Annotated in this window: 14 protein-coding genes and 2 pseudogenes; all 16 read left to right on the forward strand. The window is 33.1% G+C overall.

Going from position 1 to position 13,564, the window contains the following annotated elements; genetic code table 11:
- Window positions 1–10: 10 nt before the first annotated feature.
- Window positions 11–943, forward strand: coding sequence for a methylmalonyl Co-A mutase-associated GTPase MeaB (meaB, locus tag C3E89_RS02700; protein WP_236910959.1), 933 nt, complete (start codon window positions 11–13; stop codon window positions 941–943).
- Window positions 944–957: 14 nt separating this feature from the next.
- Entirely contained in the window at window positions 958–1,359 is a 402-nt protein-coding gene (mce, locus tag C3E89_RS02705) for a methylmalonyl-CoA epimerase (RefSeq protein ID WP_236910960.1), read from the forward strand.
- A 20-nt stretch (window positions 1,360–1,379) separates the two neighbouring features.
- On the forward strand, window positions 1,380–2,924 hold the full coding sequence (locus tag C3E89_RS02710; protein ID WP_236910961.1) for an acyl-CoA carboxylase subunit beta: 1,545 nt from the start codon (window positions 1,380–1,382) through the stop codon (window positions 2,922–2,924).
- A gap of 48 nt (window positions 2,925–2,972) precedes the next feature.
- Window positions 2,973–3,302: an OadG family transporter subunit gene (locus C3E89_RS02715; protein WP_236910962.1), complete on the forward strand. Its 330-nt coding sequence runs from the start codon at window positions 2,973–2,975 to the stop codon at window positions 3,300–3,302.
- A 24-nt stretch (window positions 3,303–3,326) separates the two neighbouring features.
- Entirely contained in the window at window positions 3,327–3,734 is a 408-nt protein-coding gene (locus tag C3E89_RS02720; RefSeq protein WP_236910963.1) for a DUF2118 domain-containing protein, read from the forward strand.
- Between the two features lie 25 nt (window positions 3,735–3,759).
- Complete coding sequence (locus C3E89_RS02725) at window positions 3,760–4,941, forward strand: sodium ion-translocating decarboxylase subunit beta (RefSeq protein WP_236910964.1); 1,182 nt, start codon at window positions 3,760–3,762, stop codon at window positions 4,939–4,941.
- A 207-nt stretch (window positions 4,942–5,148) separates the two neighbouring features.
- A pseudogene (locus tag C3E89_RS13475) lies at window positions 5,149–5,493 on the forward strand (ECF transporter S component); the annotation flags it as partial.
- A 117-nt stretch (window positions 5,494–5,610) separates the two neighbouring features.
- Window positions 5,611–5,910 (forward strand): annotated as a pseudogene (locus C3E89_RS13480) (ECF transporter S component); the annotation flags it as partial.
- Window positions 5,911–5,926: 16 nt separating this feature from the next.
- On the forward strand, window positions 5,927–6,700 hold the full coding sequence (locus C3E89_RS02735; RefSeq protein WP_236910966.1) for a type III pantothenate kinase: 774 nt from the start codon (window positions 5,927–5,929) through the stop codon (window positions 6,698–6,700).
- Between the two features lie 41 nt (window positions 6,701–6,741).
- Window positions 6,742–7,725, forward strand: a complete 984-nt coding sequence (dusB, locus tag C3E89_RS02740) for a tRNA dihydrouridine synthase DusB (protein ID WP_236910967.1) — start codon at window positions 6,742–6,744, stop codon at window positions 7,723–7,725.
- Window positions 7,726–7,845: 120 nt separating this feature from the next.
- Window positions 7,846–8,721: a hypothetical protein gene (locus C3E89_RS02745; protein ID WP_236910968.1), complete on the forward strand. Its 876-nt coding sequence runs from the start codon at window positions 7,846–7,848 to the stop codon at window positions 8,719–8,721.
- 120 nt (window positions 8,722–8,841) lie between these two features.
- Window positions 8,842–9,318 carry a transcription elongation factor GreA gene (gene greA, locus C3E89_RS02750; RefSeq protein ID WP_236910969.1) on the forward strand — a complete coding sequence of 159 codons (477 nt, stop codon included), beginning with the start codon at window positions 8,842–8,844 and terminating at the stop codon, window positions 9,316–9,318.
- An 18-nt stretch (window positions 9,319–9,336) separates the two neighbouring features.
- Window positions 9,337–10,821: a lysine--tRNA ligase gene (lysS, locus tag C3E89_RS02755; protein WP_025642437.1), complete on the forward strand. Its 1,485-nt coding sequence runs from the start codon at window positions 9,337–9,339 to the stop codon at window positions 10,819–10,821.
- Between the two features lie 63 nt (window positions 10,822–10,884).
- On the forward strand, window positions 10,885–12,105 hold the full coding sequence (locus tag C3E89_RS02760; RefSeq protein ID WP_236910970.1) for a glycosyltransferase family 4 protein: 1,221 nt from the start codon (window positions 10,885–10,887) through the stop codon (window positions 12,103–12,105).
- Window positions 12,106–12,139: 34 nt separating this feature from the next.
- A complete protein-coding gene (locus C3E89_RS02765) occupies window positions 12,140–12,709 on the forward strand; it encodes a uracil-DNA glycosylase (protein ID WP_236910971.1) in 570 nt (189 codons plus the stop codon).
- 4 nt (window positions 12,710–12,713) lie between these two features.
- Entirely contained in the window at window positions 12,714–13,292 is a 579-nt protein-coding gene (locus C3E89_RS02770; RefSeq protein WP_236910972.1) for a uracil-DNA glycosylase, read from the forward strand.
- Window positions 13,293–13,564: the final 272 nt, after the last annotated feature.

Here is a 13,564-nt window from a genome sequence, read left to right on the forward strand (position 1 = left end):
GGTGCGTTGATTGAATATAGAGGAAAGACTACTAAAAGGAGACAAAAGAGCTTGTGCTAGACTAATTACCATGTTAGAAAACAATGATGAAGAAGCTATAGAAATTATTAAAAAATTATATAGACATACTGGAAATGCCTATGTAATAGGGATTACTGGACCTCCTGGAAGTGGTAAATCAACCCTTACAGATAGGCTAACAAAAGAACTTAGAAAAAGAGATAAGAAAGTTGGAATAATAGCTATAGATCCAACAAGCCCTTTTACCGGAGGAGCAATCCTAGGAGATAGAATTCGTATGAACGATTTATCCTTAGACAAAGGGGTATTCATAAGGAGCATGGGAACTAGAGGTTCATTAGGAGGAATGTCTAAAGCTACTTGGGGAGCAACAAAGGTATTAGATATCTATGGAGTAGACTATATATTTATAGAAACAGTGGGAGTGGGCCAATCAGAAGTAGATATAGTAAAAACTGCAGACACGGTACTAATGGTAATGGTACCAAACTTAGGAGATGATATACAAGCTATAAAAGCTGGTATAATGGAAATAGCAGATGTATTTGCCATAAACAAAGCTGATTTAGATGGAGCGGATAAAACCCAACTAGAAATAGAAATGAACCTAGATTTAAATGAAAAAAAAGATTACAGGCCGCCTGTAGTCAAAGTATCAGCTAGTAAGAATGAAAATATAGATACGCTGGTAGAAAAATTGGTAGAACATAGAAATTACCTAGAAGATACGCAAGAATTGTTAGAAAGAAGGAAAAGAAATACTAAATTAGAAATAGTTAAGCTAGTAGAAGAAGAACTTATGGAATTAATAATGCATAAAGCATTAGAAGAAAACTTGTTGGATAGTTTGTCAGAAGAAATCCTTTTAAAAGATTTAGATCCTTATTCAGCTAAGGATAGGGTGTTAAAGCTAATTAAATAATTAGGAGGGATTATATGGTAAACAAGGTAGACCATATAGGAATAGCTGTAAAGAATTTGAACGAGACTTTAAAATTTTATGAAGAAATACTTGGAATCAAATGTGTGAGCACTGAAGTAGTAGAAGAACAAAAGGTAAAAGTAGCTTTTTTACCTATAGGAGATACTGAAGTAGAACTTTTAGAATCCACAGAAAAAGATGGACCAATTGCTAAATTTATAGAAAAAAGGGGAGAAGGCATACAGCACATTGCTTATAGGGTAGATAATATAGAAAAAGCAATAGATGAGTTAAAAGAAAAAGGAATTAGACTTATAGATGAAAAACCAAGATATGGTGCAGGTGGAGCAAAAATTGCCTTTTTACATCCAAAATCAACCTTTGGAGTATTAATAGAACTCTGTGAAAGAGAATAAAGACTAAAAGGAGGGCCAAAATGAAGGAAAGAATTGAACAACTCCTTGAAACCAAGAAGAAAATAGAACTTGGTGGAGGGGAAAAAAGGATAGCAAAGCAACATGAAAGAGGAAAGCTAACTGCAAGAGAAAGAATTAACCTACTATTAGACGAAGGAAGTTTTATGGAAATAGATGCCTTCATAAAACACAGATGCACCAACTTTGGAATGGAAAATACAGAAGCAGTAGCTGATGGGGTGGTAACAGGTTACGGTACAGTAGATGGAAGATTAGTATTCGTCTATGCCCAAGATTTTACCGTATTAGGTGGCTCTTTAGGAGAAATGCATGCCAACAAAATATGTAAAGTACAAGAAATGGCTCTAAAGATGGGAGCCCCCATAGTTGGATTCAACGACTCAGGAGGTGCTAGAATCCAAGAGGGTGTTGACGCTTTATCAGGCTATGGAAAAATATTCTATAGAAACACTATGGCTTCAGGAGTGATTCCTCAAATATCAGCAATAATGGGGCCTAGTGCAGGAGGAGCTGTATATTCACCAGCTTTAACCGACTTTATATTCATGGTAGACAGAACAAGTATGATGTTCATAACGGGACCACAGGTAATAAAGACTGTAACAGGAGAAGACGTAACTCAAGAAGAATTAGGAGGAGCCAATACTCACAATAGAATATCAGGAGTAGCCCATTTCATGGATGAGACTGAAGAAGAAAGCATAAGAAGGATAAGAACTCTACTAAGCTATTTACCATCTAATAATTTGGAAACTCCACCAGTATATGAATGTAGTGATGATATAAATAGAGTAGAAGAAAGTTTAAATGAATTAGTACCAATAAATCCAAACAAACCCTATGACATGAAAGAAATAATAAAATTAATAGCAGATAATAATGAGTTTTTTGAAGTACAACCTTACTATGCTCAAAACATAATAACAGGATACATAAGATTAAATGGGAAAACTATAGGAGTAGTAGGAAATCAACCAAGAGTACTAGCAGGATGTCTAGATATAAACGCCTCAGACAAAGCAGGAAGATTCATAAGAACCTGTGACGCCTTCAATATACCATTATTAAATCTAGTAGACGTACCAGGATTTTTGCCAGGTACAGATCAAGAATACGGAGGAATAATAAGACATGGTGCCAAAATGCTCTACGCCTATAGTGAAGCTACAGTACCAAAAGTAACATTAATAATCAGAAAAGCTTATGGAGGGGCCTATCTAGCTATGTGTAGTAAAGACTTAGGAGCAGATCAGGTATTGGCATGGCCTAATGCAGAAATAGCAGTAATGGGTCCAGAAGGAGCGGCTAATATTATATTTAAAAACGATATAAAAAATTCAGAAGATCCAATCGAAACGAGACAAGAAAAAATAAAGGAATATAGAGATACAGTAGCAAATCCATATATAGCAGCAGAAAGAGGATTTATAGACGATGTAATAATACCAAGTATAACAAGGCCAAGACTAATATCAGCATTCGATATGTTAGAAAGTAAAAGAGAAACCAACCCTAAAAAGAAACATGGGAATCTACCAGTATAGAAGAGGTGATAAAACTTGGGAGACATAATAACCATGGGAGAAAGCGTGATGATAACCATATTTAGTATGGTGGTAGTATTTATAGTATTAATAGCTATATCCTATTTAATAGAAATATTGAGAGTTACTACAAATGGTAAAAAAGGCAAAGAAGAACCTAAAAAAGCAATTGTAGAAGAAAAAGCAGTTAAGAAGGAAGAAACGAAAGAAGAAAAAGTAAAGGACCAGGAACTAGTAGCAGTAATAGCAGCAGCAGTAGCAGCAAGCTTAGGGACAACAGTTCCTCAAATAAAGATAAAGACCATAAAAAGAATCTCTTCAACAAATCCTCTATGGTCAGAAGCAGGAAGAAGAGAGCAAATCCTTGAGAAATTATAATAATTTACTATAGGAGGTAATAAAATGAGAAAATTTATAATAAATGTGAACGGAAACCAATATGAAGTTGAAGTAGAAGAAGTAACAGATGGAGTAAGTACCCCTCAAAGATCAGTACCACAACCAGCATCAACATCACAACCAACAACTAAAAAGGCACCAACACCACAGCCAGCACCCAAGGCAGAAGAGAAAAAAGAAGTAGTAGTAAAAGAAGGATCAGAATCAGTAGAAGCTCCAATGCCAGGAACCATACTTAGTATAAATGTAAACGAAGGAGATACAGTAACAGAAGGACAAGTATTAGCCATTCTTGAAGCCATGAAAATGGAAAACGAAATCCTTGCACCAAGAGGCGGTAAAGTAGCAAGCATAGCTGTTACAAAAGGTGCTTCTGTAAACACTGGAGACAAGTTAATAGTTATAGAATAAACAGAGGAAAGGAAGGGTAAATTAAATGCTTATAGATATATTAGGGGATTTTTTACAGAGCACTGGATTTGCCGCAATTACCGGTGGGCAAATTTTTATGCTACTAGTATCCTTTGTCCTTCTTTATCTTGCAATTAAGAAGGAATTTGAGCCACTTCTATTAGTACCAATAGCCTTTGGGATGCTACTTGCAAACCTTCCATTAGCCGGACTTATGAAAGAGCCAATAGTAGAGATAGTGAAAGATCCAAATACAGGGAAATTGGTATCAGAAACAAAAGAATTGGGAGGATTATTATACTACCTATATCAGGGAGTAAAACTAGGCATATATCCACCATTAATATTTTTAGGAGTAGGAGCTATGACTGACTTTGGCCCTTTAATAGCCAATCCTAAAAGTATATTATTAGGGGCAGCAGCCCAATTTGGTATATTTTTTACATTTATCGGTGCAATTGCATTAGGATTTACAGGACCAGAATCTGCAAGCATTGGAATAATAGGAGGAGCAGACGGACCCACAGCCCTATACCTAACGAGTAAATTAGCGCCTCATTTATTAGGGCCTATAGCAGTAGCAGCTTATTCCTACATGGCATTAGTACCAATAATACAACCACCGATAATGAAAGCATTGACTACAGAAGAAGAAAGAAAAATAGTAATGGAACAACTACGCCCCGTATCTAAAAGAGAAAAGATAATATTCCCAATAATGATTGCAGTAGTTGTAACATTGATATTACCTTCAGCAGGACCATTAGTAGGAATGTTAATGTTAGGTAATCTAATGAGAGAATCGGGGGTAGTAGAGAGATTATCAAAAACAGTACAAAATGAGTTAATGAATATAGTAACAGTATTTCTAGGGTTAACAGTCGGAGCTACAGCCAACGCAGAAATTTTTATCCAATGGGGAACAATAAAGATAATAATATTAGGATTAATAGCTTTCTCCATAGGAACTGCAACAGGAGTAATATTCGGAAAAATAATGTGCAAAGCAACTGGAGGAAAAGTAAATCCGTTAATTGGAGCAGCAGGAGTATCGGCAGTACCAATGGCAGCAAGAGTTGCCCAGAAAGTTGGACAAGAAGCAAACCCAAGAAATTTTTTATTAATGCATGCCATGGGACCGAATGTAGCAGGAGTTATTGGTTCAGCGGTAGCGGCAGGACTATTACTGATGTTTTTCGGTGGATAGAGATTAAAGCGTGGCAGATTTCTGCCACGTTTCATTCTTAAACCTATATTATTTTAAAGTATATATAAAAAAAGGTTGAAAATATATATTAGAAAAATTATAATTAACTTGTGTATTGCTAGCATCTTTTTTTAGGAGCTAGACATGAAAATCAGATAAAAAAGGTAATAATAACGACTGGTATCCGGAAGGAACTAGAGCGGAGGGATGATTATGAAAAAAAGTGTAAATGCACTATCAACAAGGAAGATGATGATAGTAGGATTATTAGGGAGCGTCTCTATAGTATTAGGGGCTATACCTGGATTGGGGTTTATTCCCGTTGGACCAACTAGGGCAACCATAATGCATATACCTGTAATTATTGGGGCTATTATGGAAGGACCTTTAGTTGGAGGATTAATAGGATTGATATTTGGATTGTTTAGTATTTTCCAAGCCGCAACAAATCCAACTCCCGTATCTTTTGTATTTTTAAATCCAATAGTTTCTGTACTACCTAGAGTTTTAATAGGGATAGTAACCTATTATGCCTATAGATTTTCTAAAAATTTAGGTTCCAAAAAATCAATGGGGTTACTGAATATAATTTGGATATTTATGCTCTTTTATTTATTCTATGGGCTATATGCTGAAATTAGTGATTTTACAAGTATTTGGTCAATATTGATAAATATGCTTTTAATAATATTGACTATAACAATAGTAGTTTATGCCAACAAGAAGATGAAAGATAAAGCAGTTGATATAATAATATCTACTGCATTAGGTACTTTGACTAATACGGTAGGAGTGCTTTCGACTATATACTTTATCTATGGAGAACAATATGTTGAAAAACTAGGACAGAGTGCAGAAATGGCTAGGAAGATTATATTGGGAATTGGAGTAGCTAATGGTATACCGGAGATAATTATTGGAATAATAGTAGTTACTAACGTTGTAGTGGCATTAAATAGAAAGAAATAGATTGGATGTGGAAAGGATGTTATTAGTAGTTGATGTAGGTAATACTAATATAGTATTTGGAGTTTATAAAGAAGATAAATTATTATATGATTGGAGAATCGCTACTTATAAAGATAAGACTTCAGATGAATATGGCTTGTTATTTGAACAAATATTTAAATACCATGGTCTTTGTCCAAAGGATGTAGAAGATGTAATAATTTCATCGGTTGTACCTACATTGATGCATACCTTATCTGCCATGAGCATAAAGTATTTTAATAATGAGCCAATAATTATAGGACCTGGAGTTAAGACAGGAATGAATATAAAGTATGATAATCCAAGAGAAGTAGGTGCAGATAGAATAGTAAATGCAGTAGCTGGTTACGAAAAATATGGTGGACCTTTAATAATAGTTGATTTTGGTACTGCTATAACTTTCTGTGCAATTTCAAAAGAAGGAGAGTATTTAGGTGGGGCAATAACTCCTGGAATTAAGATTTCTAGTGAGGCATTATTCTTAAGAACTGCTAAGCTTCCAAAAGTAGAAATATCTAAACCTAAATCTATAATAGCTAAAAATACGGTAAATAGTATTCAGTCTGGTTTGGTTTATGGATATATTGGCTTAGTAGATTATATAATAGAAAAAATGATGGAGGAACTTAAAGAAGAAGGAGAGGTAAAGACGGTAGTAGGTACTGGAGGATTTTCTTCCTTGATTGCTAGTGAAAGCAAGTATATTAATAAGATTGACAAGTTGTTAACTCTTGAGGGACTTCGCATAATATATGGGAGAAATAAGTAGCCATAAGGCTACTTTTTCTAATAATAAATAAAGGTGATAGGATGAAAATTGGAAATATAGATTTACAAAATAATATATTTCTAGCTCCGATGGCAGGGGTTACTGATAAAGCTTATAGAATTATTTGTAAGGAAATGGGAGCAGGGCTAGTAGTTACTGAAATGATAAGTAGTAAAGGATTATATTATAAGGATAAAAAAACAGAAAATTTAACGGATGTAGATTCCGATGAAAGACCTGTTGCTTTGCAAATTTTCGGATCAGATCCTTCCATAATGGCAGAAGTAGTGGAAAAATATATTAATCCCCGCCGGGATTTAGATATACTGGATATTAACATGGGTTGTCCTGCACCTAAAATAGTTAAAAATGGAGGTGGGGCAGCTTTGCTTAAAAATCCATCCCTGATTAGAAATATACTAAGAGAAATAGTAAAAGTATCAAATAAGTCAGTAACATTGAAGATTAGGATGGGTTGGGATCATGACAGTATAAATGGAATTGAAATTGGTAAAATAGCTGAGGAAGAAGGTGTATCTGCTATAACTATTCATGGCAGGACTAGAGATATGTTCTATTCTGGAAAGGCTGATTGGGATTTTATAAAAAAGTTAAAGGAATCTATAAATATACCTGTTATAGGCAATGGAGATATATTTGAACCTGTAGATGCAATAAACATGATGAAATATACTGGCTGTGATGGGGTGGCTATCGGAAGGGGAGCAATGGGGAATCCCTGGATATTCAATAGAATTAAACTTATAATGGAGGGTAAAGAGGATATAAAACCATCCTATAGGGAAATAATCCACATGGCCATAAGACATTTGAAACTATTATGTTATATAAAGGGTGAAAAAGTCGGAGTAAAGGAGATGAGAAAGCATATATCTTGGTATTTAAAGGGAGTGAAAGGTTCAAATAAAATAAAAAATCAGATAAACGCTATAGTTAATAAAGATGAGATGGAAAAAATATTGGTAGACTATTTATCGGAATTAGATACCTTTGCAATTAACTAGTTATACTTCTCCTCTAACACTCATATAATACATTACAATATGCTAGAGGGGGGGATTGTTATTCAGTTTCTTTATATAGTAGGCGATCAAACTTATTATAATCATTTTAATAGAGGACTAATGAAAATAATTCCCAAAAAATATATTCCAACTAAAAGAGTAAAAATTTTAGAACATATATTGAGTAGTGATGGAAGCATTATAGGAAGAGTTGGGGGAGTTTTTTTAAATAACTTAAATTTGGAGAAAGAAGAATTAATAGAAGAACTAGTTTTAGCCATAGGGAAGCTTAAGGACGAAAATACTAATAGATTAATAATGGAAGACTTAAGCCTATTTAATATGGATGATCTAAGATTAATTGAAAGAAAAACAAATCTAAAGATAGTTAACGGAATAAGGGTTTTTATCTTTTTTTTGCCTTGGGTATTGAGAGAGATCTATAAGAATTTAAATAAAAGTTTAAAGGAAAAGGAAGTTTTGATAATAGGAGACGATGAAGAACTGACAAAACAAATAATAGAATGCTTATATAAAGAAATAGGCTTTATAACTTTGGCTGGAGATTATGAATCTACTATAGAGAATATATCCAAATATATACTAGAAAAGACAGGTTTGTCTATTTTCTATTCTAAAAACCTAGATAAAATATTGGGAAACTATCCTATTATTATTAATTTTAAAGATAATTATTATTTAAATATAGGTAAACTTAGGGAAAAAGCTATAATATTTGATTTTAGTATGACCAAGGGATTGAGAGATCAAATTAACGAAGGTAGACGAATGGTTATCGTTGAAGATTTCCTGTTCCTAATAGATTATCTGGATATAAAGGAGAACAAATTTATAAAATCTATTATACCTTCTTATTTATATGAACAATTCAATCGGCTTGACTCTATGGATTTTGCAGGTTTATCTATTGACGGAGAATGTTATAGTTTAAATAATTTTATAGACTATCAAATAAAGACTAAAGGAAGGTTCTAAATACTTGACAATAAACCTTCCCTTGATTATAATATTCTGCATATATAGGTAATAATTATTTGAAATTTTCCGTTTTAAAGGGCATGTAGGCCAAAATATTTAATAGAAGGAGAGAATTATATGGCTGAAAGGGATGTTTTTTTAACATTAGAAGGATTGAAAAAGCTTGAGAAAGAATTAGATGAATTAAAAACGGTTAAAAGAAGGGAAATCGCAGACAGAATAAAACAAGCTTTGGCTTTTGGAGATATAAGCGAAAACTCAGAGTATGATCAAGCAAAGAATGAACAAGGACAATTGGAAGAAAGAATAGCAAAGTTGGAAATGATACTAAGAAATGCTAAACTAATAGATGATGAAGATATTTCTACTGATATAGTAAGTATAGGTTCAAAAGTTATAGTCAAAGATTTAGAATACGATGAAGAAATGGAATATACCATAGTGGGCTCGGCAGAAGCAGACCCTTATGAAGGGAAAATATCGAATGAATCTCCAGTTGGAAGGGCTTTATTAGGTAGAAAGAAAGAAGAGATAGTAGAAGTACATGTACCTGATGGACTTATTAAGTATCAAATTTTAAGTATTACTAGATAAGAGGAGGTTATATTATATATGGCAGGAACGGAAGATAATATTAATGAAATGCTCAAGATAAGAAGGGATAAGCTGAAAGAATTAATCCAGATGGGAGAGAATCCTTTTCTTATAGAAAAATATGATTATACTCATCATAGTAGCACTATTAAGGATAACTTTGATGAATTAGAAGAGGAAACAGTTTCAGTTGCAGGTAGAATTATGTCTCGAAGAGGACATGGTAAGGTTAGTTTTATGGATTTACAGGACAGTAAAGGTAGAATACAGATATTCATTAAAATGGATGCTGTAGGAGAAGAAACTTATAAGAAATTAAACCTTTTAGATTTAGGAGATATTATTGGAGTTAAAGGAGAGGTATTTAAAACTAAAACCGGGGAAATTTCCATAAGAGCTAAAGAAATTACCTTATTGACAAAATCATTACAGATTTTACCAGAAAAGTTCCATGGATTGAAAGATCAGGATTTGAGATATAGACAAAGGTATGTAGATTTAATAGTAAATCCTGAAGTGAAGGAAACTTTCGTTTTAAGGTCCAAGATAATTAAGGCTGTAAGAGAGTATCTAGATGAAAGGGGTTTTTTAGAAGTAGATACTCCTATTTTAAATACTATTGCTGGAGGAGCAAATGCAAGACCTTTTATAACTCACCATAATACTTTAGATATAGACATGTACTTAAGAATCGCCAATGAATTATATCTAAAAAGACTTATAGTTGGGGGATTTGAAAAGGTATATGAAATGGGAAGAATGTTTAGAAACGAAGGAATGAGCTATAAACATAATCCAGAGTTTACAAATATTGAACTATATCAAGCTTATGTAGATTATGAAGAGATGATGAGACTTACAGAAGAATTGATAGCTTATGTAGCAGAAAAAGCCTTAGGTAGTACAAAGGTTAATTATCAGGGGACAGAAATAGATTTAACACCACCTTGGAGAAGGTTAACTATGATAGATGCTATAAAAGAATATGTAGGAGTAGATTTTAATACCATTGATTCAGACCAAGAAGCCATTGAAGTTGCAAAATCAAAAGGATTAGAAGTCGATTCCAATATGAAGAGGGGCCATATAATTAGTGAAATGTTTGAGGGATTCTGCGAGCAACATTTAGTCCAGCCCACCTTTATTACTCATCATCCTGTAGAAGTATCACCTTTAGCAAAAAGGAACCCTGATGACCCAAGGTTAACCAATAGGTTTGAAGCTTTTATAAATACTTGGGAAATAGCAAATGCTTTCAGTGAATTAAACGATCCAATAGATCAAAAAGAAAGATTTTCAGAACAGGCAAAACAGAGAGAGGCAGGAGACGCAGAAGCTCATATGATGGATATGGATTTTGTAAATGCCTTAGAAGTAGGACTTCCCCCTACTGGAGGACTAGGAATAGGAATAGACAGACTTATTGTTTTATTAACTAATCAACCAAGTATAAGAGATGTAATATTATTCCCAACTATGAAACCAATAGACGAAGATGAATAAATAATGAGTCAAAGGGTAGCCCTTTGACTCATTATTTATATAATTTAAGAATAGGGTGATCTTATGAAAAAAATACTCCACATTATATCCCAATATCCGGGGAAAACCGGTAGCGGAACATATTTGAATCAATTAATTATAGAGGGAAATAAAAAAGGATATACTCAAGGATTGGTAGCTGCCTTATATGAAACAGAAAGAAATATTCAATTAGAAATATCAGAAGAAAATTTTTATCCTGTAATGTTCAATACTACCAAAATTCCTTTTCCTATAGTAGGTATGAGTGATACAATGCCCTACAATACTATCAATTATTCGGACATGTCAAATGAGATGTTGACCAAATGGAAGGAAGGATTTAAAGAAGCTGTATTAAGAGCAGTAGATGAATTTAAACCAGATGTAATAATCACTCATCATTTATGGATATTGACATCTTTGATAAGAATGGTAATCAAAGACATACGAGTAATAGCTATATGTCATGGAACTGATATAAGACAATTCCAAAAAAATCCAAGATATAGACATTATGTAGTTAAAGGGTGTAAAGAAATAGATTTAGTTTTATCCCTTAATCAGGAACAAGGAAAAATAATAAATAATCTTTATTCCATTCCTAAAGATAAAATCATAACCATAGGGGGAGGTTTTGATGAAGAAAAGTTTTATCCTCCAGACAATAAGCTCCCTGGACATGTAGTTAAACTTATTTATGCTGGGAAATTAAGCTATGCAAAAGGAGTTATGTCTTTAATAAGGGCATATAATATGTTAAATATGAAAGAAGATGAAATAGAACTTTCCATTGCAGGGGCTGGAATAGGGTTTGAGGAGAAGACCATTAAGGAAGCAGGATATAATAGTAGGTTAAAGGTTAATTTTTTAGGAGAATTATCTCAAAAAAAATTAGGAAAAGTATTTAGAAATAGCCATATTTTCATAATGCCATCTTTTTATGAAGGACTATCCCTAGTAACTATAGAAGCTTTGGCCACTGGCCTAATGGTAGTTGCTAGTTCAATTGGTGGTTTAAAAAGTTTCTTGGGAGATAAGATAAATAATAGTGGAATTATTGAATATGTAGAATTGCCTAAACTAGACAATGTAGACCTGCCTTTAAAAGATGAAATACCCCTATATGAAGAAAGATTAAAAAAAGCAATAGAAAAACAGATTTATAGGCTAAAAGAAGGTTATATATGGAATGACAATGTAAAAAATCGAATAAGCCAGCTTTCATGGAGTAATATCTATAATCGAATTGAAGAATATTTTTGATATATTAAAAATTAAAGCGGTAGGAGGGATACTTATGTATACCTTGGATGAACTTCAACTTATAGTAAGCAGATGTCATAGATGTGGTTTATCGAAGACTAGAACAAATGTGGTCTTTGGAGAAGGAAATCCAAAAGCAAAGATGATTTTTATAGGAGAAGGTCCTGGATTTTATGAGGACAAGATGGGGAGACCTTTTGTAGGAAAGGCAGGGCAACTTCTTGACAAGATGATAGAGGCTATAGGGTTAAAAAGAGAAGATATTTATATTGCTAATATTGTAAAATGCAGACCACCAAACAATAGAAATCCTTTAGAAGAAGAAAGTAATATTTGTATTGAATATTTAAGATGGCAGGTCAAAATAATTGACCCAAATATTATAGTATGCTTAGGAGCTGTAGCAGCAAGAAATATTATAGATAAAGATTTTAGAATAACCAAAGATAGAGGTATTTGGTTTAATAGAGGAATGTATTCTATAATAGCTACATATCATCCTGCTGCCCTCTTGCGGGATGAGACTAAAAAGAGGGAGGCCTGGGAAGACTTTAAAGATATAAAGGCAAAATATGAAAAAGTAGATGGTAAAAGGGAAGGATGATAAAGTGAAAGAAGAAAGGATGAAGGCATTAAATAGGGAAATAGTAGAAAAATATCCTGGGGAGAAGATAATCGTAGGATATGGGGATTTGAATAGTCCTATTATCCTTATAGGGGAAGCTCCTGGAGCAAAAGAAATTGAGATAGGTGAACCGTTTGTTGGCCAGGCAGGAAAGCATTTTGAAGAATTTTTAGAAGTTTTAAATATAAAAAGGGAAGATGTATATATTACAAATTCGGTTAAATATAGACCTACAAAGATGAATCCAAAGACTAAAAGGTTGTCTAATAGAACTCCTACAAATAAAGAGATAGATATATTTAGGCCATATATCCATGAGGAGATAAAAATAGTAAATCCTAAAATAATAATAACCTTGGGGAATATCTCTCTTAAAGCCATATTTAATGAGAATCTAAGAATTGGAGAAGTCCATGGAAAGCTAATGGATATTGAAATAGGAAATGTAAACTATAAAGTATTTCCCTTATACCATCCTGCGGCAATAATATATAGAAGAGAATTAAAAGATGTATATATGGAGGATTTAAAAAGGTTAAAGAAATATACAAACTTTTTTTAGAAAATGGTTGACATTCTTATAAAAAGGGTATAATATATATACTTGTCGGCTCCAAATATTTAAGCAATCAGCTCTAGAAATCAATTTTTTAAATTAATAAAAAAATGTTGACACAGACTTAAATATTTGATATAGTATAGAAGTTGACAAAAAACTGAACCTTTTAATTTAATAGTGTGAAGTACTTTGAGTAAGAAATAATTAAACAGGCAAACTTTTTAATGAGAGTTTGATCCTGGCTCAGGACGAACGCTGGCGGCGTGCCTAACACA

The organism is Clostridium sp. Cult1, assembly GCF_021655095.1.
Taxonomy (GTDB): domain Bacteria; phylum Bacillota; class Clostridia; order Tissierellales; family Tepidimicrobiaceae; genus Schnuerera.

What these genes read in the sequence shown, in the direction of transcription:
- C3E89_RS02715 (WP_236910962.1), top strand. Translation starts at nt 2,973, where the DNA reads ATGATAACCATATTTAGTATGGTGGTAGTATTTATAGTATTAATAGCT.
- C3E89_RS02760 (WP_236910970.1), top strand. Translation starts at nt 10,885, where the DNA reads ATGAAAAAAATACTCCACATTATATCCCAATATCCGGGGAAAACCGGT.
- C3E89_RS02725 (WP_236910964.1), top strand. Translation starts at nt 3,760, where the DNA reads ATGCTTATAGATATATTAGGGGATTTTTTACAGAGCACTGGATTTGCC.
- lysS (WP_025642437.1), top strand. Translation starts at nt 9,337, where the DNA reads ATGGCAGGAACGGAAGATAATATTAATGAAATGCTCAAGATAAGAAGG.
- C3E89_RS02745 (WP_236910968.1), top strand. Translation starts at nt 7,846, where the DNA reads ATGAAAATAATTCCCAAAAAATATATTCCAACTAAAAGAGTAAAAATT.
- C3E89_RS02710 (WP_236910961.1), top strand. Translation starts at nt 1,380, where the DNA reads ATGAAGGAAAGAATTGAACAACTCCTTGAAACCAAGAAGAAAATAGAA.
- C3E89_RS02765 (WP_236910971.1), top strand. Translation starts at nt 12,140, where the DNA reads ATGTATACCTTGGATGAACTTCAACTTATAGTAAGCAGATGTCATAGA.
- C3E89_RS02735 (WP_236910966.1), top strand. Translation starts at nt 5,927, where the DNA reads ATGTTATTAGTAGTTGATGTAGGTAATACTAATATAGTATTTGGAGTT.
- mce (WP_236910960.1), top strand. Translation starts at nt 958, where the DNA reads ATGGTAAACAAGGTAGACCATATAGGAATAGCTGTAAAGAATTTGAAC.
- C3E89_RS02720 (WP_236910963.1), top strand. Translation starts at nt 3,327, where the DNA reads ATGAGAAAATTTATAATAAATGTGAACGGAAACCAATATGAAGTTGAA.
- dusB (WP_236910967.1), top strand. Translation starts at nt 6,742, where the DNA reads ATGAAAATTGGAAATATAGATTTACAAAATAATATATTTCTAGCTCCG.
- greA (WP_236910969.1), top strand. Translation starts at nt 8,842, where the DNA reads ATGGCTGAAAGGGATGTTTTTTTAACATTAGAAGGATTGAAAAAGCTT.